Here is a 19,908-nt window from a genome sequence, read left to right as displayed (position 1 = left end):
ACTCGCCCCATGGACTCTGACACGCTGTCTTCCGTTGTCGCCGAACACGCCGACGAAGCCTCCTTCCTCTGGCTCCAACGCGCCACCGCAGTCCACGCCCCCAACTACTCGCCCCAGCAATTCGCCGACCTCGACGAACGCCTCGCGGCCCACATCGACGGCCTGCGCGTTGCCGGCGAAGAAGGCTGGCAGCATGCACTGGCGATCACCGACAACGAAGGCCCCGAAGACTTCTTCGTCGCCGCCGTGCTCGCCATCGAGGCGGTCGATGGCCGCTTCGATGATCTGGTCGAGCGCGCCAAGGACCTGCCCGAGGTCGTGCCCGGCCTGATCTCCGCGCTGGGCTGGGTCGAGCCGAAGTATCTTGGCGGCCGCGTCAGGGCCTTGCTCGAGGACGCCTCTCCTTTGCGGCAGAAGCTCGGCGTGGCAGCCTGCGCGCTGCATCGGCGCGACGTGGGTCCGCTGCTCGGGCAGCTGCTTGCGGGCGCTCCAGACAGCGTGCGCATCCGCGCGCTGCGTGCAGCCGGCGAGCTGGGCCGTGCCGACCTGTTGCCGCAGGCCCAATCGCTGCTCGGCGAGGCCAAGCCCGAGCTGCGCTTCTGGGCCGCGTGGGCGGCGGTGCTGCTCGGCGACCGGGCGCAGGCGCTGGACGTGCTTGCGGCCTTTGCGCTGAAGAGCGGGCCGCGCCAGCCGCGCGCGTTCCAGCTCGCGTTGCAGGCGATGGAGCTGGCACCGGGCCACGCGCTGCTGCTCGACAGCGCCGCGCTGCCCGAGGCGCAGCGCCTGCGCATCATCGGCTCGGGCTTCATCGGCGACGCGCGCTATGTGCCGTGGCTCATCGAGCAGATGGCGCAGCCGGCCACGGCACGCATCGCGGCCGAGGCCTTCGTCACCATCACGGGCGTGGACTTCAACCTCGCGCAGATGGAGGTTCCGCCGCCCGACGGCTTCGAGGATGGGCCGACCGACGACCCCGACGACGACAACGTCGAGCTGCCCGAGGACATCGCCTTGCCCTGGCCCGACATCGACAAGATCCGTGCGTGGTGGCAGCAGAACGGTGCACGCTTTGCCCCTGGTGTGCGGCTCTTCATGGGGCAGCCGGTCTCGCCCGACAGCTGTACGGGTGTGCTGCGTGAGGGCTTCCAGCGTCAGCGCGTGGCAGCGGCGCTGCATCTGGCGCTGCTCGACGCGCGCGCACCGCTGTTCGCAACCAGCGCGCCGGCATGGCGGCAGCAGCGCTGGCTTGGCGACGGCATACCTCTTTAGGCGAGATTGCCAACATGCCCCACGGAATGAATACTCCTTGCGAGTTTGTTCGGGCGCATTCAGGCACAGAGCCTTCGGGGGCCGATTCATGATCCATATCGCTGTCATCACCCGGCAAGGCGCTCCGGCGGGGCAGGCCATTGCCGCGGACTTCGGACCCAATGGCGGGACCATCGGCCGGGCCGACACCAACACGCTGGTGCTGGACGACCCGGACCGCACGGTCTCGCGCGTGCATGCGCAGGTGCTGTGCCGTGACGGGCAGTATTTCGTCATCGACCGGGGCAGCAACCCGATGCAGTGCAACGGCGTGTCGCTGGGCTCGGGCAAGGAGGCCGCGCTGACCGACGGCGCGCGGCTGGTGGTGGGCAGCTTCGAGCTCACGGTGCGCGTGACGGCCGCCGCGCCGCCGTCGCTGGCTATCCCGAACACGGTGCTTGGAGGGGCTGCCATGGCCGCGCCAGCCGCACCTTCGAGCGACGACCCCTTTGCCGACCTGCTGGCGGGCCTCGCGCCGCCGGCCGCACCAGCGGCAGCGCCCGCCCCAACCCCTGCCACGGCACTGCCTGATTCGCTGCTGTTCCCCGACCCGATGGAAAGCGGCTCGCGCAACGTGCAAGCCGCGCAGATCGATCCTTTCGCGAACCTGCTGGGGCCCACGCCGTCGTCGACGCCGGCGGCCGGTCTTGGCGCGCTCGACGATTTCTCCGACCTCGGCGCGCCGCCCGCGCATGGCAAGGCCGCGGGCATCGACGAGCTGTTCGGCGGCATGGGCAATAGTGGCGGCGGCATCGGCGGCATCGGCGGCATCGGCGGCATCGGCGGCGATCCGCTTGCGCTGTCGCCGCTGGCCGATCCGCTGCTGCAGCCCAACACCGCTTCCGAAGCCGATCCGCTGGCCGCGCTGCAGCACGCGGCGCCGCGTACGCCCACGCCGCGCTCCGACCATCTGCCGATCGACCAGTTCGGCTTCACGCCGCCGAAGGCCGTCGAGCCGCCGCCACCGCCACCACCGCCACCTGCACCGCCTCCGGTGGCTGCGCCGGTGCCCGTGCAACCGCTGGCGCAGTTCGACGACATCACCGGCCAGCCGATACGCATCAGCGGGCCTGAGAGTTCCGGCAGGCCCGCCGAGTCGCTGCCGCCGCCCATCGACATCGCGCCTGCGCCACCAGCCAGGCGCGCAGCAACGCCGCCACCCGAGCGCATCGCCACCGACGACGAGCTGCTCGCCGCTTTCCTGCGCGGCCTGGCCAGCACGCACCAGCCGCCCGAGATGCTCACGCCGGGCCTGATGGAGCGCATCGGCTCGATGCTGCGCAGCGCCACCGAGGGCACGCTGCAGCTGCTGCTCACGCGCCAGGAGTTCAAGCGCGAGGTGCGCGCCGAGGTCACGATGATCGCGGCGCAGGCCAACAACCCGCTGAAGTTCTCGCCCACGGTCGAGGTGGCGCTGGCCCATCTGCTGGGGCCCGGCGTGCGTGGCTTCATGCCGCCCGAGGCCGCGATGCGTGATGCCTTCAACGACCTGCGCGCGCATCAGTTCGGCGTGATGGTGGGCATGCGCGCGGCGCTGGCCCATGTCATCGGGCGCTTCGAGCCGGCGGAGCTGGAGAAGAAGATCAGCGCGAAGTCGGCGCTCGACGCTCTCTTCAGCGCCAACCGCAAGGCCAAGCTCTGGGACCAGTTCGTGTCGCTCTACGGCGGCATCGCGAGCGAGGCGGAGGACGACTTCCACAGCCTCTTCGGCAAGGCCTTCCTCGAGGCCTACGAAGAGCAGATGGCACGCCTGAAGTCCGACGCCTGAAGAAAACCAGAACAACCCCAGCACCCGCGAGGCACCCCGCTTGGAAATCGAAATCGTCACGCTCTCCCGGCAGGGAGGCCGCACCTACAACGAGGACGTGCACGGCCATTGGCACGACGAGCGCTATGTCGCCTGCCTGGTGGCCGACGGCGCGGGCGGCCATGGCGGGGGCGACGTGGCGGCGGCCACTGCGCGCGGCAGCATGCTCGGCGGCTTCTCGGCCGCGCCGGGGCTCGACGAAGCCACGCTGCGCCGGCTGGTGGAGCAGGCCAACCTCGACGTGGTGGCGCGCCAGGCCGAGGGCGGCAAGCTCGCGGGCATGCGCTCGACCATCGTGTTCGCGGCCATCGACCTCGAAAGCCAGGCTCTGGCGTGGGTGCACAGCGGCGACAGCCGGGCCTACCTGTTCCGTGGCGGCGCCATCGTGGCGCGCACCACCGATCACAGCCTGGTGCAGCAGATGGTGGCCGGCGGCATGCTCGACGAAGAGGGCGCGCGGCTGCATCCGCAGCGCAACATGCTGCTGTCGGCGCTGGGCTCGGTCGAGGAGGCGCCCGACATCGCGGTGTCGGACCGCATGCGCCTCTTGCCCGGCGACGTGCTGCTGCTGTGCAGCGACGGTGTGTGGGAGCCGCTGGGCGACGAGTGCCTGATAGACACGCTGCATGCCTCCCGCACACCCAGCCAGTGGACCGAGCTGATCGACGCGCAGGTCAAGGCGAATGCCAAGCCGGGGTACGACAACTACACGGCGCTCACGCTGTGGGTGATCGAGGACGACGAGGACGACGCGACGCGGCTCATGCCCGAAATCGCCGCCTCGACTGACACGACGAACCCTTGAGCGCTTCCGCTCGAGCGAAGGCGGCGCAGCCAGCCTCAAAAGAAAAACGCCCGTCCATCGGACGGGCGCCAGGCTGGCGGTCGCTGGGGCCGCTCAGCTGTACTTCCTGGCCGTCTTCTTGACCTTCTTCAACGCGCTGCGCAGCAACATGGGCATGTCTTCCCGGTTCGGCAGGTTGGTGTAGTTGTCGATGCCCTGCTCCTTGCAGCAGTTGGCACAGGCGTTGTTGAGCAGGTCGAGCGCGTAGCGTGTCTTGCTGATCGTGCTGGACGCACCGGGCTCCCGGAACGGATCGAAGATGCCGTCCGGCAGGACCTTGTATCCGAGCGCTATCACCTGCGTCTGGAAGTGCGTGATGTGCTTCTGCGTGATCTGCCCGTAGTAGCCGTCCACGACGATCACCTCTGTCTGGCCGGGAGGTGGGTTCAGATCGTGGTTGAAGCCGAGCAGCTCGTAGTAGAAGATCTTGAACAGCGCCTGCACGAGCATCACGTCTTCACGTGTGTTGGAGCCGATCCGGCCGACCGACCAGTCGGTGTTGTAGGTCGTGAGCAGCGCGCCGCTGCTGCCGATGGTTGGGGTGCTGAATGCCATTGCATTGCTCCGGTGCGGTGAGGACGCATGGAAACCGCACCGGGCACTGGCGCGCCCGATGCCGTGCCCGGCGGTCCGTCGCCCGTCAGCGGGTTTCGGTGGTTGCCACGTTCCAGCCGAACTTGACTTCGCCGCCGCCGGCGCCCTTGTCGTCCTGGGCCTTGTAGGCGAACTCGATGTCCTTGAACGAGCACATCACCTGTTCGTACACGTCGCCGCCCTGCGCGCCGCCGGGGCTCACGGCAGAGATGAAGACTTCCTTCATCGTGACCTTCAGGTACTCCTGCTGGCCTTCGCCGGCCTTGCGGCAGGTCAGGACCATGTCCTTGAAGTGCTTGCCGCTCACGCAGTTCTTGGCCAGCACCGGGGAGGCCTTGTCGTAGGTGTGCGTGAAGTGGAATTCACCGGGCGTGGCCTTGCCCTTGCCCGAGCCGCCGCCGGAGCCTGCGCCCGACGAGTTGGCCACGTTCCAGGACCACGACGAAATCTCGATCTCGTCCTTGTGGTCCTTGTGGGAAGACTCGCCCTTGACGCCGTCGAGCTTGATGTGAAAGTCAGATGACATGTTCCTACTCCTTGGAACCCGATTGCGTTCGGGCGGTTGATGATCGAAACGAGAAAAATGGCTGCCGGCGGTGGGAGGTAAGTTCCGATGCCCGGCAGCTACTCATAGAACGAAACGGAACCGGGAATTCAAGAAGAATCCCCAGATTTTTTTCAGCCGGCGCCCTTGGCCGTCGGCAGCTTGGACACCAGGCGCAAAGAAACCGTGAGGCCTTCGAGCTGGTAGTGCGGGCGCAGGAAGAACTTGGACGTGTAGTAGCCCGGGTTGCCTTCCACTTCCTCAACGACCACTTCGGCGGCCGCCAGGGGCTTCTGCGACTTGGTGATTTCCGACGAGTTTGCCGGGTCGCCGTCCACGTAATTCATGATCCATTTGTTCAGCCAGCGCTGCATGTCCTCGCGCTCCTTGAAGCTGCCGACCTTGTCGCGCACGATGCACTTGAGGTAGTGCGCAAAGCGGTTGCAGGCAAAGAGGTAGGGCAGGCGCGCCGCCAGGTTGGCGTTGGCCGTGGCGTCCGGGTCGTCGTACTCGGCCGGCTTGTTGAGCGACTGGGCGCCGATGAAAGCGGCAAAGTCGGAGTTCTTGCGGTGGATCATCGACAGCAGGCCGGCCTTCGAGAGCTCGGCCTCGCGCCGGTCGCTGATGGCGATCTCTGTCGGGCACTTCTGGTCCACGCCGCCGTCGTCGCTCGGGAAGGTGTGCAGCGGCAGGTTCTCCACCGCGCCGCCCGACTCGATGCCGCGGATGCGCGAACCCCAGCCGTACAGCTTGTACGAACGGTTGATGTTGGTCGCCATCGCGTAGGCCGCATTGGCCCAGGCGTACTTGCTGTGGTCGGCGCCGGCGGTGTCTTCCTCGAAGTCGAACTCTTCCACCGGGTTGGTGTTGGCGCCGTAGGGCGTGCGCGCCAGGAAGCGCGGCATGCACATGCCGAGGTACTTGGAGTCGTCCGACTCGCGCAGGCTGCGCCAGCCGGCGTACTCGGGCGTGAGGAAGATCTTGGTCAGGTCGCGCGGGTTGGCGAGTTCCTGCCACGACTCCATCTGCATCAGGTTGGGGCTGGCGCCGGTGATGAAAGGGGCATGCGCCGACGCGGCGATCTTGGCCATTTCGCCGAGCAGTTCCACGTCGGGCGGGCTCTGGTCGAAGTGGTAGTCGCCCACCAGCGCGCCGAAGGGCTCGCCGCCGAACTGGCCGTACTCCTGCTCGTAGATCTTCTTGAACATCGGGCTCTGGTCCCAGGCCGCGCCCTTGAACTTCTTCAGGCTCTTGGCCAGATCCGTCTTGGAGATGTCCATCACGCGGATCTTCAGGTTCTCGTCGGTCTCGGTGTTGTTCACCATGTAGTGCAGGCCGCGCCACGCACTCTCGAGCTTCTGGTATTCGGGGTGGTGGATGATCTTGTTCACCTGGTCGGTGAGCTTGGCGTCGATCGCGGCGATCATGGCCTGGATCGACTTGGTCACGTCCTTGCCGATGACGGTGCTGTTGGCCAGCGCCTGCTGCGCCAGCGTGAGCACCGCGGCTTCGACGGCGCTCTTGGCTTCGTCGCTGCGCGGCTTGAATTCCTTTTGCAACAGCGACGAAAAGTCGCTGCCCGCATACGCGACATCTTTCAGCGCGCTCTGTTCGAGTGCTTCGGTGGCCATGGTGGTTTACTCCTCGTGATCCTGTGTAGCGGTCGGATGGGTATCGTCGTCAGGCGGCGGGTGTGCCGCCGGCGTCTTCGGGCTTCTTGCTCGCGGCCAGCGTCTGCAGCAGGGCCGGGTCTTCGAGCACCTTGGCCAGCAGGTCTTCGGCGCCGCCCTTGCCGTCCATGTAGGTGACGAGGTTCGACAACTGCGTGCGTGCTTCGAGCAGCTTGTTCAGTGCGCCCACCTTGCGCGCCACGGCGGCGGGCGAAAAGTCTTCCATGTTCTCGAATGTGAGCTCCACCTTCAGGTCGCCCTCGCCGGTGAGCGAGTTCTCCACCGCGAAGGCCGCGCGCGGCTTCATGGCCTTCATGCGCGAGTCGAAGTTGTCGACGTCGATCTCCAGGAACTTGCGATCGGCCACCGGCGCGAGCGGGTCTGCCGGCTTGCCCGAGAGGTCTGCCAGCACGCCCATCACGAAGGGCAGCTGCACCTTTTTCTCTGCCCCGTAGAGCTCCACGTCGTATTCGATCTGGACCCGGGGCGCCCGGTTGCGGGCGATGAATTTCTGACTGCTCTTGGCCATGGAGATGCTCCTTGCGGGTGTGAATGGGGGCGGGTGTGGGGTGGTGCTGGCTTACTCGGACGGGCGGCGGCCCGTGACCGTTTCGATGGTGTCCATCGCGTTCGGCGCGAGGTTGGCCATGATTTCGAGAAAGCTCACGCCGATGAGCTTCTTGGCGCGCTCGATCAGAAGCGGCGCGGGGTTACCCGGCTCGGCCTGCTCGAGGTAGCGAATGACGCGGTCGAGCATCTGCACTGCGTCCTGCCGGTTCTGGATCTCGCCGCGTGCGGCGGGGCGGGAGGCCGCGCTGCCGTTCGCCTGTGCATCGGCGGCCGTGTCGCCGGAGGCATCCGAAGCGGCATCGGCCGGCGCGCCGCTGGCGGCGGCGCAGGCCTTCTGCAGCACGCGGGCGATGGTGCGAAGCGGTTCGAGGTCGACGGCATCGGCGCGGCCGGTGTGATCGGCGACGAGTTTCTTCAGCTGCTCCACCAGCGCGGGCACGCCGAGGGCGGCCTGGATCGCCTCGGGCCGCTCGGCCTGGATGGCTTCGAGCCCGCCATGCACCTGTGCTGCGGAGTACGTGGCCTCGCCGCCGACGGCGGTGAGCGTGTTGTGGGCAATGGCAATGTCGCGCACGCGGATCGGGCCCACGCCGCGCGCGATGCCGATCTGCGCCTCGTACAGGTCGCGCAGGCCCATGCTCTCGTCGGTCAGCGGCGCGAGCGCGTTCAGGCGCATCGTCGGATCGTTGTCGTCGTCCGCATCCAGCTTTGGATGTATGCCTTCCCAGAAGGTGTCGAGCAATCCGTTGAGCAGGCGCAGCCCGGCGGCGAAGCCTTCCACGCCCTGCATGCGAGTGGATGCGCGCAGCAGCAGCACCGCGGCGCGCACGTCCTTGCTGCGGCGCAGGATGCCGTCGGCCCGTTCGCCCACTTCGCGCCACTCGGGTTCGACCGCGGGAATCACGGTGTCGCCGAACTGCTGCTCGGGCTTGCCCTGCGCGGCCGAGACCAGCGTCATGAAGTCCGCGTCGTACTCGAGATCGTCGCCGCACGGCGAGGCCTCGCCGATGGGCGCGAGCAGTGTGGCTGCGAGTTCGTTGGTCAGCATGTTGCCTGTTGGAGTTCGCTGGTGATAATCAAAGATGCGTCTTGACCGGTCAATGCAACGAAGGGAATAGCATGCGCACGCTGGGTACACACCATTCGTCCTATGAAGGCCTCCTTGGCGCGGCAACGCGGCGCCGCATCGCAGCTCTTGGCCTTGCTGCAGCGGGTCTTTTCATCGCGGGCTGCGCGAGCAAACCGGTGGTCACCACGGTGGCCGTGACCCTCACGGCCGGCGCCGACGCCAACCCCGATGCGCGTGGACGGGCCTCGCCGCTCACCGTGCGCGTGTATGCATTGAAGTCGCCTGGCCCGTTCGAGGGTGCCGACTTCTTCTCGCTGTTCGAGAAAGACCAGGCCACGCTCGGCGCGGAGCTCGTGCAGCGTGAAGAAGTGCTGCTGCGGCCCGGCGAGACGAAGAAGCTCGACTTCAACCTGCCGCCCGATGCGAAGTCCATCGGCGTGATGGCGGCGTTCCGCGACCTCGACCGAGCGCGCTGGCGCGAAGTGCGCCCGGTCACCACGGGCAAGGCGCAGGCACTCGACGTGAACTTCGGCGCACGCGCGATCCGTGTCGACGCGAAGTAGTCGCCTCACCTTGCCCCGGGGGCGGCTCATGACGGCCGCCCTGGCCGCACCAGCGGTTGGTCGGCAGGCAGGAAGTGCTCGAACAGATCGTTCACGAAGGCCCCGCCGGTTGAGTCCGATGCGGCTGCCGTGAGGTAGAGCCCGCGCCAGCGCGGCGCGCGCGAGGTCTTGCCGTGGTTCTCGAACAGCACCTGCGCGAACTGGCGCAAGCCGGGCTGCAGCGCGCGCACGGCCTCCACGAATTCGTGAATGGCGAGCCGGCCCGCGGCGCCGGGCTGCTCGCGCAGCAGCGCCATGCGCAGCGCGTGCAGGTGCTGCGCGATGGGATCGAACACGGTATCCAGCCGCTCGCCGGCCGGTGTCTCGATGAAGGGCGAGGCATCGGTCAGCCGATGCCCCAGCACCTGCGCCAGCACTTCAGGCGGCAGCGCGCCGCGCAGGGCCGCATAGCCCGTGAGTTGTTCGAGCCCGGTCACGACGAGGTAGGTGGGCAGCTGCAGGCGCAGGGTGTCGCTGGTTTCGTCGAGCAGGCGGCGCGCCCGTGCGGCCAGCGACTTCAGCTCCGTGGCATCGGCATGCAGCAATTCGCCCGCCGCCACGCCCACCACCAGGCCGTTGAGCGGCAGCCGGTCGCGCCGCTCGGCCAGCGCGAGCAGCGACTGCAGCCACAGGCCGCGCAGCGGCGGCGTACCGGCCGTGTCGCCGAGCGCGCCCGGATGGATCTCTATGGCCACCGTCGCGCCTGTCAGCCACCAGTGCCACCACGTTGCGCCGAAGGGTTCGCCGCCACCTCCGCTCGCAGGTTCGGGCGGGGGCACGCGGTCGGCGTGTGCCGTCGCGAACAGGCCGGCCAGGTTGGCCGCAGCGTCGCCGAAGCACAGGAACCACGGCGCGGGCACCAGGGCCTTCAGCCGTGACGAGCGGCGCAGGGCCTGCTGCGCCTGCGCCATGTCGTCCCTCAGGGCGTCGATGGCAGCCTCGTCGGCGCCGGTGGATGGCGCGCCGAGCGCCGCGATGCGCTTCTGCAGCCCACGCCTGCGCGCACCGCGGCCCGCATCGCGCACCACCGCGTACAGCAGGCCGAAGCCGAGCAGGCACAGCGCCAGCAGCAGCCAGAAGCGATGGGTGGGCGAGAGCAGGGCGTTCATCGGGAAACGGTCTCGAGGAAGACGAAGTCGGCGATCAGCCGCTCGCTGCTCTTGCCGGCCGCAAGCGCTTCGCGCAGCCGCAGCAGGTAGGCGGAGGCCAGCTCGTAGGGCGGACGGTCGGAGGTTTCGCTGAATGGCGTCGGTGACGACAGCACGGTGACCAGCACGTTGCCGAAGGGCGGGCTCACCAGCCAGCTCGACGGAATGTCGCGGCCCAGCTCCAGCGTTTCGCCGGCGTGCAGCCGCGTGGGCACCTGCCCGGCATTGAGGTGCATGACCGAGCCGTCGACCGTGTAGTAGTCGACCCAGATGTAGCTGTCGTGGCGCGGCGCGACCACTTGCACGCGCACGTTGTCGCCCTCGCGCAGCTGGCCTTCGCGGGCCGAGAGCGCGGTCACGTCCAGTCCGTAGACCTTCTCGTTGTTGCGCATCTGGTAGGGCTTGAGGATGGCGAACACCTCGCAGTGCGGCCATACGCGCAGGCCGATGTCGAAGCGCGGCGCCTTCACGCCGGGCAGCGTGCTCACTTCATGCTCCACGCGCGGCAGGTCGCCCGGCAGCGAGACGAAGCCGGTCACTTGTGTGCGGCCGTCCCGGTCGACGGTGGCCGTGAGGTCGGCGCAGGCGAAAGTCTGCAGGTGCTGCTCGACGCGCTGGCTCAGGCCGGTGGCGGCCGCGGGCGGACCGGTGGACCACAGCCACAGCAGGTAGAGCAGGGGCAGCGCCAGCGCCAGCGCGGCGCTGCTCAGCAGCAGCGTGCGGTCGCGCCGGCGCGTGTCGTTGGGGCCGCGCGGGTCGGGCACCTCGTAGGGTTGCGGCGTGATGCGGTCCTGCACCAGGCTGCCGGTCGACAGCGGGCGCAGCAGCAGCTGGCTGCCGTGCAGGTCTTTCAGCTTGCCCAGCTCGCCCTGGTCGCCGTCCTCGAAGTAGTACTGGCCCTTGAAGCCGAGCGCCAGCGCATGCCAGTACACCTCGCGCACCGCGTCGTCCCGCGCGCCCAGGGCCGACAGGTGGTGGAAGAACTCGCTGTGCGCGTTGTTGGAGTTGAAGAGCTGCACCTGTAGCGGGGCCGCCGTGCTTGCCGCCGAGGTGGCCTCGGGGTGGCGCGCGAGGATTTCGTCGATCCAGGCCACCATTGCGAAAGCCGCCGATTCGATCTGCCCCGCGGGCGTGCCCGAGGCCTCGGCGGCGGCGCGGGCCGCATCGAGCCGCTGGCGGGCCTGCTGCTGTGCAGCATCGTGCGCCAGCATGGGCGAGCCGGCCGCGATCGATGCGTCCAGTGCGAGGCCGAACGAGATGAAGCTGGAGAAGCAGTCTAGAAGGCGGGCCATGGGCGGGCCCGCTCAGCCATGCGTTGCGAAGGATGCCCGGCGCCAGAGTCTGCTGCGATGGCACATGCCCATGTCCCCGGTTCCTTCGAGTAGGCGTTCATTCTTTCAAAGGGGGCGCGGCGGGCGCCATATCGCTTGGGGTCTATGCCGTTGGTGGGACGGCCGGCCTTGCTGCGCGGGGCATTCGCCGGTATCTTCAGCGTCTGCAAGTGCACTGCACGCTGGGACACGGGGAAAGACATCATGAAAATCCTGATCGCCGACGACCACCGGCTCGTCATCGAGGCGGTCAAAGCCAAGTTGTCGGAGCTGGAGCCTGGCATCGAATTCGTTCTGACGATGAGCGTCGACGAATTGCTTGCCGGAGCCACCGACGACCTCGACCTGGCCCTGATCGACCTCAACATGCCAGGCGCCGACGGCCAGGCCCACATCGACGAAATCCGCCGCCGCCATCCGGCCGTGCCGGTGATCGTGCTGTCGGGCTACGAAGACCCGGCCATCATGCGCAGCGCGCTCGAGCGCGGCGTGCTGGGCTTCATACCCAAGGCTTACTCACCCGAGGTCATGCTCTCGGCCGTGCGGCTGGTGCTGGCCGGCGGTGTGTACGTGCCGCCGATGATGCTGACGGCGCTGCCGCCGGGCATCGTGGCCGGCGTGGCGCCGCAGGCGGCTGCCGAGTCGCTGACGCGCGGCGCAGGCGGCGGCAATGGCGGCACCCAGACGCTGGAGCACCTGCGCAACGTGCTCACCGAGCGCCAGGTCGAGGTGCTGCAGCTGCTGTCGCAGGGCAAGCCCAACAAGCTGATCGGGCGCAGCCTGGGCATCAGCGAAGGCACCGTGAAGATCCACCTGGCAGCCATCTTTCGGGCGCTCAATGTGCGCAACCGCACGGAGGCGGTGGTTGCTGCGCAGGCGCTGACTGAGGCGCAGCAGGCCTAGGCTGCGCGCAATTCGGGCGCCGGGGTACCGGTACTGCCGCGCAGTCCCGCCTTTCTCTGCACAATGGCTTGCGCCAGAAACTCCGCATCGCGCGCCACGCCCGAGAAGCGGCCTGAACCCCAGGTGTGGAGCCAGGGCAGCCCGAGAAAGTACAGCCCCGGTTCGTTCGTCACGCCGCGCAGGTGCACCGGTGCGCCGCGCCCGTTGAACACCGGCGCGTCGACCCATGCGAAATCCGGCGAGAAGCCGATGCACCACACCACGCTGGTGATACCCGCCACAGCAAGGTCGAGCCGCGTGCGTTCTTCCTGTGGCTCCCATACCGGCGTATAGACCGAAGGCGGCGGCGCCTCGATGCCCTGCGCGGCGATGTGCTTGTCGATCGATGCGTTGATGCGGTTGTAGGTGCCGTCGGCCTGGTCGAGGTTGTCGCGCAGGTTGGGCTGCAGCTCGAAGGCGCCGTTGTCGAAGCCGCTCAGCAGGCCATACAGCTCCATGCCTTCGAGCGCAAAGCGCCGCAGGTCGATGTCGCGCCCGCCGTCGCGGCCGGTCACATAGTGGTTGGTGTTGTCGCGCACGCCTTCGCGCAGCGGATGCTCGGTGACGGGCATGTCGTAGTACTTCATGTCGGCAAGCCAGTCGACCACCTCGCGGCCACGGTAGAAGCGCGCGCAGCGCGGGGCGTTGCCGGTGGCCAGGTGCACCTTGCGGCCGGCCAGGTGCAGGTCTTCGGCGATCTGCGCGCCCGACTGGCCGCAGCCCACCACCAGCACCGCGCCCTCGGGCAGCTGCGCCGGGTTGCGGTACTGCGCCGAGTGGAACTGCGCCACGCTTGCAGGCAGCTTTTCGGCCAGGCGCGGCACGATGGGGCGGTGATAGCCGCCGGAGGCCACCACCACCTGGTCGGCGGTGTAGAGGCCGGCGTCGGTCTGCACGCTGAAGCGCTCGCGTTCGCCGTCACGCGATACGCGTTCGACAGTCACGCCTTCGATGGCCGGCGCCTTCACATGCTCGACGAAGCCTGCGAGCCATTCGTTGATCTGGTCCTTGACCATGAAGCCGTGCGGATCGCTGCCGATGTAGCCCCAGCCCGGCAGCTGGCACTGCCAGTTGGGCGTGACGAGGCAGAACGAATCCCAGCGCTGCGTGCGCCAGGTGTGCACGAGGCTGCGCTTCTCGATCACGAGGTAGTCGATGCCGCGCTGCTGCAGGCAATGGCTCAGCGACAGGCCGGCCTGGCCGCCGCCGACGATGACGACGCTGTAGTGGCTGCGTCCGCCGTAAGGGTGTGACATGGGTTTCTTTCTCTCTCTGGATATGGGGACAGTCAGTCGAAGGCGACGACGGTGACCTGGGCCTCTGCGGTTTCGCTGAAGCGCGCGGCGGTGTGTTCGATCTCGGCGAGCTGGTCCATGGCCTGCGAGCAGGCGAAGCCGTACTTCGCGCGAACCCGCTCCGAGGCCATGCCCAATGCCTCGCGCGTGCGCCGCACGAAGTCGGCCAGGGCGTAGCGCTCGCCGGGCGCAAGGTAGTCGCGCACCACGCTGGAAGGCGAATAGCAGCGTGTTTCGCTGGCGTCGGGCCAGCGCACGCGGAAGTGCATCACAGGCATGCGGAGGGCTCCAGCAGGGCGAGAGGTGGCTGGATGAAGGCGTTGCTGCCGAAGTCCCACAGCAGCGCTTCCTCGCCTTCGGCGCGCAGCCGTACCTGCCGAGTGGCATCGACCTCGCCGATCACGCCGCAGGCGATGTCGCGCGCGGCAAAGCGCGCCATCACCGAGGCCACCTGCGCGGGTGCCACGCTGAGCACGAAGCCGTAGCTCGGAAACGTCGACAGCCAGCGCAACAGCGGCACGCCATCGGGCCTTGGCAGCGCGTCGAGATCGATGCGCGCGCCAACGCCAGAGCACTCGAGCAGCATCATGGCCGTGCCCACTGCACCGGCCATGCTGATGTCCTTGGCGGCGCCGCACAGGCCGTCTTCGGCGATGGCCGGCAGCAGCTCCAGGTCTGCACGCAGCCGCGCGGCGGGCGCGCGGGTCGAGGCGTTCCAGTACGGAAAGGGCTCTTCATAGGCGCCGCGCAGGTCGGCGGTCATCACGAGCAGGTCGCCCGGCTTCGCGTCGAAGCTGGTCAGCAGCCGGCGCGCGTGGCCGAGGATGGCGACTGCCAACTGCGGCCGCTCGCTGCGGTTGTTGCTGTGCCCGCCCACGATGGGCACGCCGTAGCGCACGGCGGCCTCGGCCATGCCGCGCAGCACGTCGTCGGCAGGGCTCATGCCGCTGCTCCAAAGCGCATCGACTACAGCGGTGGGGCGTCCGCCCATGGCGTAGATGTCGCTCACGTTGACCATCACGCCGCAGTAGCCCGCGAACCACGGCATGCGCACGATGAAGTCTTCCACCAGCCCTTCGATGGCGAACAGCAGGTAGCCGCCATGGCCGTCGGGGATGGCCGCGCAGTCGTCGCCGATGGGCACGGCCTGCGCGAGCGCGGCATGGCCGCCGGGCAGCGAGCGGCCCAGCGCCGACACCACGTCGCTGATGTCGCGCTTGTGGGCGAAGCCGCGCGTGGCGCGCAGGGCCTCTGCAATCTCGTGGACCTTCGTCGTCATGCCAGCACCTTCGCGCGCGTGACGAAGCCGCTCACGGGGTCGTGGCAGGGCGGATAGCGGCCCAGGTCGGCCTGCATGCGCGCATGCGGGCGGCCGTGCACGCTCGTTTCTTCGAGCACCGTCCAGCCGAGCTTGTTGAACAGCGGCACGTTCTGCATCTGCACCTGCGCGAGAAAGGTCTCGCAACCCAGCGCGTTGGCGCGCGACACCGCCAGCCGTATCAATGTCGCACCCAGGTGCCCCTGGCTGCGAAACGCGGGGTGCACGGCCAGCCGCGAGCCCCGCCATTCGCCTTCGGCTTCACCGCGATGGATTCGCACAGTGCCCACCACCTGCTCGGGCATGCCGCCGTTGCACGACATGGCCACCAGCAAGCGCGCATGGTCGTCGATGGCATCGCGGTCGTCGCGCACGAAGATGCCCTGCTCGATGCAGAACACCGCGCGGCGCAGCGCCATGGCCTCGTCGCGCTCCCACTGCTGGGCGGCTTCGCGCACCAGGTATTCGACGGGCGCGTAGTGGTCGCCCATCCGTTCGCGCATCTCGCAGAGGTCGTCGATGCACAGCATGCTCAGCTTTCGTAGACGGAGAGCGACGAGCACGCGCCGCACTTGCCGCAGCCGGCCTTGATGTCGGCCGAGCGCAGGCCCGCCGCCACCACGCGCTCACCCAGCGGCGCGAGCAGCGACTTCATGAACTCGGGCGAGGGTGCGGGATGGTCTTCGAGCGGCGTGCCGCTGATCGGCACGAAGGGCACGACGAAGGGGTACACGCCGCGCGCCAGCAACTGGTCGCAGGTGTCGAGAATGGCCTCGCGCGTGTCGCCCAGCCCGGCCAGGATGTAGGTGCTGACCTGCCCGCGTCCGAACACGCCCACGGCGGCTTCGAAGGCGCTCATGTAGCGTGAGACGGGCACGCTGGCCTTGCCCGGCATGATGCGTTCGCGCACCTCGGGCGTGACCACTTCGAGGTGCATGCCCAGCGTGTCGATGCCAGCGGCCTTCATGCGGTGGAACCACTGGTCGTCGTCAGGCGGCTCGCACTGGCCCTGGATGGGAATGTCGACCGCGGCCTTGATGGCGAAGGCGCTCTCGCACAGCACGGCCGCGCCGCGGTCGGTGGCGTTGGGCGTGCCGGTGGTCATCACCATGTGCTTCACGCCGTCGAGCAGCACGGCGGCGCGCGCCACTTCGGCGAGCTGCTCGGGCGTCTTGTGCGCAATGGTGCGGCCGGCCGCGAGCGACTGGCCGATCGCGCAGAACTTGCAGCTTTTTTTGCGGCTTTCGTAGCGGATGCAGGTCTGCAGCACGGTGGTGGCGAGCACGTCGCTGCCGTGCAGCGTGGCGATGTGCGAGTAGGGCACGCCGTCGAAGGTCTGCATCGCGTAGAAGCGCGGCTGCTTCGGAAAGCTGATGCTCGCAATGGGAATGCTGCCGCGCATCACGCGGCTCATGCCGGTGGCGTCGGGCGCCTCGGCGGTGAAGGGCGAGTGCCAGGCGGTGGAGGTGTGGACCGGCACCATGATCGTGTGGCCGTCGACCGTCACGGCCTTGTGGTCCGAAGGGCCCGCGCCGCCGCGGCGGCTCGAGACGCCGGCCGAAGGGTCAACCAGCCGCAACCCGAAGGACTGGAGCTCGGTCATCAGCTGCCGGCTGTCCTGCGGCTGCATCGTCGTGGGTGTTGTCGTCATGGTCGGGGCTCCGTTGGGCAAAAGGTTGCGTGAGGTGCATGGGCACGGTGGTCTGCGCCGGCCGGTCATTGATGGCGAGCGACAGCAGCTCGGGCCGCGCGTAGTGGCCGACCGAATCCATCATTCGCTTGCGCTTGGCGATCAGCGCCATGTCGAGGTCGGCAACCACCATGCCTTCGCCCTCGGTGAGCGGCGGTGCGAGGTGCTTGCCCTCGGGCGAGACGATGGCCGTGTGGCAGCCGCCGCGCAGCGCCTTCTGCAGGTTGGCGTCGGGCGTCACGCTGCGGATCTGCTCGTCGGTGAGCCAGCCGGTGGCGTTGACCACGAAGCAGCCTGACTCCAGCGCGTGGTGGCGGATGGTCACTTCCATCTGCTCCGCGAAGATCGGGCCGACCAGCGAGCCGGGAAACTGCGCGCAGTGGATCTGCTCGTGCTGCGCCATCAGCGCGTAGCGCGCGAGCGGGTTGTAGTGCTCCCAGCAGGCCAGCGCGCCGACGCGGCCGACGGCGGTGTCGACCACCTTGAGGCCGGCGCCGTCGCCCATGCCCCAGACCATGCGCTCGTGATAAGTGGGCGTGATCTTGCGGCGCTTGAGCACCAGAGTGCCGTCGGCGTCGAACACCAGCTGCGTGTTGTAGAGGCTGCCGTGGTCGCGCTCGTTCACGCCGAGCACCACCACCATGCCGCGCGCACGGGCCCGCTCGGCCACCGCCTGCGTGACGGGGCCGGGCACGACCACCGCGCGCTCCACCAGCTGCAGGTGCGGCGCGCCCTGCAGCACCGGCGGCAGCACGAAGCTGAAGTAGGGGTAGTAGGGCACGAAGGTCTCGGGGAAGACCGCGATCTGCGCGCCCTTCGATGCGGCCTCGTCGATGGCGCTGCACACCCGGTCGAGCGTGCCGTCGGGCCGCTCGAAGTCGGGCGCGATCTGGATCGCCGCTGCGCGCACGATGCGGGAGGTGGAAGCCATCGCTCGTGCTGCCTTACAGCGTCCAGGTGTCGATGACCACGGCGTTCGCCTTCTTGTGCAGCAGCACGAGGTCGAGCACGTCGAGCGGGTTGATCGGCGTGATGCCCTCGATCAGCGCGCCTTCGCCATGGCCGTACAGCGCCTGAAGCGCGAAGCGGCAGGCATACACCTTGCCGCCCTCTTCCATGAACTTGGCGAGCTGCTTGTTGAAGTTCTGGTGGCCCGGAAAGGCTTCGTCGCCCAGCGTGGGAAAGCCGCGCTGCACGCCCAGCGTCACGCCGGGGCCGTACAGCAGGACGGAAGTCTCGAAGCCCTTGCGACGCAGCCGCGTGGCCTGCAGCAGGTTCACGAAGCCGATCGAACCCTCGAAGGCCACCGTGTGGAAGGTGACGAGCGCCTTCTGGCCGGGTTCGGCCTTGACGTCTTCGAACACCTTCTCTTCGTAGTCGACGAGGAACTCGCCTTTTTCGTTGCGGGGGCGGGTGACTTTGGGCATGAGGTACTCCGGTTGGGTGGTGGGTACGCAGGTGTTGCGTGCCTTTTCCTTCGCAGGCGATGTGCCAGCGGTTTGCCGGGTTCATGCGATCAATGCGCGATCAACGTGCAGCAGTGCGGGCTGCGTGCACGCAAAAATTTTTCCGGTACCCGAAAACGCCGCCTCGGGGTGGGCCTGCGCGGCCTGTTCTGCACCGCGACGACGCACATGCCATGCGATCAATGCACCCGATCAATGGGGTTGATCGCACCTGATCGAAGCATTCATCCCCTCTGGTGCGGGCGCGGATCCTGCATGTTGATCGGTGGCCAGATGCAATCAATGGATGCAATCAACTTCGCCGGAGCATCACCGATGACCACGATCACCGCCCACTGGCGCAAGCAGCTGCGCAACACCGCCCGGCCGGCCTACCTGCTGCTGGCCGACCTGATCGCCGACGACATCAAGACCGGCCGGCTCGGCGTGCGCGACCGCCTGCCCACGCTGCGCGAGCTGGCCGCCGACCTGGAGCTGAACTACACGACGGTGGCGCGCGGCTATGCCGAGGCGCGCAAGCGCGGGCTGATCGACTCGCGCGCCGGCACCGGCACCTTCATCCGCTCTGGCAGCCCGAGCCTGCGGCTGCGCGGCGGCAGCGGCGCCGAGATGACGATGAACATGCCGCCCGAGCCCGACGACGAGCACCTGATGGCGCGGCTGCACGACAGCGCCAGCCGCGCCTTCGCGCAGGTCGATTTCCACGACCTGCTGCGCTACCAGGACTTCGGCGGCACCGCACACGACCGCGCCGCCGCCATGCATTGGCTGCGGCCCTTCGTGCCCGACGCGAGCGTCGACCGCATCCTGGTGTGCCCCGGCATCCACGGCGTGCTGACTGCGCTGTTCTCGCAGCTGGCGCGGCCGGGCGAGCTGATCTGCGTGGAAACGCTCACCTACCCGGGCGTGAAGGCCATCGCCGCGCAGCTCGGCGTGCAGCTGCACGCGCTGCAGATGGACGACGACGGCCCCATCGCCGATGCCTTCGAGCACGCCTGCAAGACGCTCAAGCCCAAGGCGCTGTACTGCAACCCCACGCTGCTGAACCCCACGGCGGCCACCGTGTCGCGCGCACGGCGCGAGGCGCTGGCCGACGTGGCGCTGCGCTATGCGGTGCCGATCATCGAGGACGACGCCTACGGCATGCTGCCGCGCCAGACGCCCGCGTCACTGGCCACGCTGGCGCCGGGGCTCACGTACTACGTGAGCGGGTTTTCCAAGTGCTTCGGCGCGGGGCTGCGCAGCGCGTACGTGTGCTCGCCGACCGTGGTGCAGTCGCAGCGGCTGGCGGGCGCGATGCGCGCTACCACGGTGATGGCCTCGCCGATCACCAATGCGCTGACTACGCTGTGGGTGGAAGACGGCACGGCCGAAGAGATGCTTCAGGCGGTGCGCGCGGAGTCGGTGGCGCGACAAGTGCTGGCCACGCGCTACCTGGGCGACAGCGGGCTGCAGGCGCACCCCGAGGGCTTTCATGCGTGGCTGCCGCTCACGCCGGGGTGGAGCCCCGTGGAATTCGCGTCGTACCTGCGCACGCAGAACGTGGGCGTGGTGGCGAGTGCGGCCTTTTCCACCGATGGCGATCCGCCCGACGCGGTGCGCATCTGCCTGGGTGGACCGATGTCGCGCGAGCAGTGCGATCAGGCGCTGCGGTTGATTGCGGACACGCTGGCGCATCCGCTGCATCCGCACGCAACGCTGCGCTGACGA

20 protein-coding genes are annotated in these 19,908 nt (G+C 68.4%); 6 read left to right on the top strand and 14 right to left on the bottom strand.

Annotation, left to right across the window (positions count from 1 at the left end; translation table 11 throughout):
* The first annotated feature begins 9 nt into the window (after positions 1-9).
* The 3 genes from AC07O3_RS20785 to AC07O3_RS20775 all read left to right on the top strand — a co-directional run bounded on the left by AC07O3_RS20785 (position 10) and on the right by AC07O3_RS20775 (position 3,920).
* The gene (locus AC07O3_RS20785) at positions 10-1,269 is read left to right on the top strand and encodes a TIGR02270 family protein (RefSeq protein ID WP_495340233.1); all 1,260 of its coding nucleotides are present in this window, start codon (positions 10-12) and stop codon (positions 1,267-1,269) included.
* Between the two features lie 88 nt (positions 1,270-1,357).
* The gene (gene tagH / locus AC07O3_RS20780; RefSeq protein ID WP_495340232.1) at positions 1,358-3,076 is read left to right on the top strand and encodes a type VI secretion system-associated FHA domain protein TagH; all 1,719 of its coding nucleotides are present in this window, start codon (positions 1,358-1,360) and stop codon (positions 3,074-3,076) included.
* 40 nt (positions 3,077-3,116) lie between these two features.
* Positions 3,117-3,920: a PP2C family protein-serine/threonine phosphatase gene (locus AC07O3_RS20775; RefSeq protein WP_093077098.1), complete on the top strand. Its 804-nt coding sequence runs from the start codon at positions 3,117-3,119 to the stop codon at positions 3,918-3,920.
* A gap of 93 nt (positions 3,921-4,013) precedes the next feature.
* Here the strand turns inward: AC07O3_RS20775 and AC07O3_RS20770 are convergent, their stop codons facing one another.
* From AC07O3_RS20770 to tssA, 5 genes are all read right to left on the bottom strand, one after another.
* Entirely contained in the window at positions 4,014-4,514 is a 501-nt protein-coding gene (locus AC07O3_RS20770) for a peptidoglycan-binding domain-containing protein (RefSeq protein ID WP_495340231.1), read from the bottom strand.
* A gap of 85 nt (positions 4,515-4,599) precedes the next feature.
* Positions 4,600-5,079: an Hcp family type VI secretion system effector gene (locus AC07O3_RS20765; protein ID WP_093058763.1), complete on the bottom strand. Its 480-nt coding sequence runs from the start codon at positions 5,077-5,079 to the stop codon at positions 4,600-4,602.
* Positions 5,080-5,231: 152 nt separating this feature from the next.
* Positions 5,232-6,728, bottom strand: coding sequence for a type VI secretion system contractile sheath large subunit (tssC, locus tag AC07O3_RS20760; protein WP_093058764.1), 1,497 nt, complete (start codon positions 6,726-6,728; stop codon positions 5,232-5,234).
* A gap of 49 nt (positions 6,729-6,777) precedes the next feature.
* Complete coding sequence (gene tssB / locus AC07O3_RS20755; RefSeq protein ID WP_093058765.1) at positions 6,778-7,296, bottom strand: type VI secretion system contractile sheath small subunit; 519 nt, start codon at positions 7,294-7,296, stop codon at positions 6,778-6,780.
* Positions 7,297-7,347: 51 nt separating this feature from the next.
* Complete coding sequence (gene tssA / locus AC07O3_RS20750; RefSeq protein ID WP_495340230.1) at positions 7,348-8,385, bottom strand: type VI secretion system protein TssA; 1,038 nt, start codon at positions 8,383-8,385, stop codon at positions 7,348-7,350.
* A gap of 71 nt (positions 8,386-8,456) precedes the next feature.
* Here tssA and tssJ point away from each other — a divergent pair, with 71 nt between their 5' ends.
* Positions 8,457-8,969 carry a type VI secretion system lipoprotein TssJ gene (gene tssJ / locus AC07O3_RS20745; protein ID WP_093058767.1) on the top strand — a complete coding sequence of 171 codons (513 nt, stop codon included), beginning with the start codon at positions 8,457-8,459 and terminating at the stop codon, positions 8,967-8,969.
* Positions 8,970-8,995: 26 nt separating this feature from the next.
* Here tssJ and AC07O3_RS20740 read toward each other — a convergent pair whose 3' ends face one another.
* Both AC07O3_RS20740 and AC07O3_RS20735 read right to left on the bottom strand, forming a co-directional pair.
* The gene (locus AC07O3_RS20740; protein ID WP_495340229.1) at positions 8,996-10,117 is read right to left on the bottom strand and encodes a type VI secretion system protein; all 1,122 of its coding nucleotides are present in this window, start codon (positions 10,115-10,117) and stop codon (positions 8,996-8,998) included.
* A complete protein-coding gene (locus AC07O3_RS20735; protein WP_495340228.1) occupies positions 10,114-11,448 on the bottom strand; it encodes a DotU family type IV/VI secretion system protein in 1,335 nt (444 codons plus the stop codon). Before AC07O3_RS20735 ends, AC07O3_RS20740 begins: the two co-directional genes overlap by 4 nt.
* A gap of 243 nt (positions 11,449-11,691) precedes the next feature.
* Here AC07O3_RS20735 and AC07O3_RS20730 point away from each other — a divergent pair, with 243 nt between their 5' ends.
* Positions 11,692-12,390, top strand: a complete 699-nt coding sequence (locus AC07O3_RS20730) for a response regulator transcription factor (protein WP_093058816.1) — start codon at positions 11,692-11,694, stop codon at positions 12,388-12,390.
* On the opposite strand, the gene AC07O3_RS20725 is transcribed toward AC07O3_RS20730, so the two are convergent.
* From AC07O3_RS20725 to AC07O3_RS20695, 7 genes are read right to left on the bottom strand one after another with little or no spacing between them, the layout of a single operon-like run.
* The gene (locus AC07O3_RS20725) at positions 12,387-13,685 is read right to left on the bottom strand and encodes an MSMEG_0569 family flavin-dependent oxidoreductase (RefSeq protein WP_495340227.1); all 1,299 of its coding nucleotides are present in this window, start codon (positions 13,683-13,685) and stop codon (positions 12,387-12,389) included. The genes AC07O3_RS20730 and AC07O3_RS20725 overlap by 4 nt on opposite strands.
* Positions 13,686-13,717: 32 nt before the next feature.
* On the bottom strand, positions 13,718-14,002 hold the full coding sequence (locus AC07O3_RS20720; protein ID WP_495340226.1) for an MSMEG_0570 family nitrogen starvation response protein: 285 nt from the start codon (positions 14,000-14,002) through the stop codon (positions 13,718-13,720).
* Complete coding sequence (locus AC07O3_RS20715) at positions 13,993-15,003, bottom strand: sll0787 family AIR synthase-like protein (RefSeq protein WP_495340225.1); 1,011 nt, start codon at positions 15,001-15,003, stop codon at positions 13,993-13,995. Before AC07O3_RS20715 ends, AC07O3_RS20720 begins: the two co-directional genes overlap by 10 nt.
* On the bottom strand, positions 15,000-15,572 hold the full coding sequence (locus tag AC07O3_RS20710; protein ID WP_495340224.1) for an MSMEG_0567/Sll0786 family nitrogen starvation N-acetyltransferase: 573 nt from the start codon (positions 15,570-15,572) through the stop codon (positions 15,000-15,002). The genes AC07O3_RS20715 and AC07O3_RS20710 overlap by 4 nt, the downstream gene beginning before the upstream one ends.
* 2 nt (positions 15,573-15,574) lie before the next feature.
* On the bottom strand, positions 15,575-16,645 hold the full coding sequence (locus AC07O3_RS20705) for an MSMEG_0568 family radical SAM protein (protein ID WP_495340299.1): 1,071 nt from the start codon (positions 16,643-16,645) through the stop codon (positions 15,575-15,577).
* Positions 16,608-17,663: a Nit6803 family nitrilase gene (locus AC07O3_RS20700; protein WP_495340223.1), complete on the bottom strand. Its 1,056-nt coding sequence runs from the start codon at positions 17,661-17,663 to the stop codon at positions 16,608-16,610. Before AC07O3_RS20700 ends, AC07O3_RS20705 begins: the two co-directional genes overlap by 38 nt.
* Positions 17,664-17,676: 13 nt before the next feature.
* Positions 17,677-18,159, bottom strand: a complete 483-nt coding sequence (locus tag AC07O3_RS20695) for an MSMEG_0572/Sll0783 family nitrogen starvation response protein (protein WP_093058775.1) — start codon at positions 18,157-18,159, stop codon at positions 17,677-17,679.
* Positions 18,160-18,513: 354 nt separating this feature from the next.
* Here AC07O3_RS20695 and AC07O3_RS20690 point away from each other — a divergent pair, with 354 nt between their 5' ends.
* The gene (locus AC07O3_RS20690) at positions 18,514-19,905 is read left to right on the top strand and encodes an aminotransferase-like domain-containing protein (RefSeq protein WP_093058776.1); all 1,392 of its coding nucleotides are present in this window, start codon (positions 18,514-18,516) and stop codon (positions 19,903-19,905) included.
* Positions 19,906-19,908 lie beyond the last annotated feature (3 nt).

It is taken from the genome of Variovorax sp. GW821-FHT09D05 (assembly GCF_059416325.1).
Note: the sequence above shows the minus strand (reverse complement) of the source record. Positions and strands in the feature narration are given on the sequence as shown.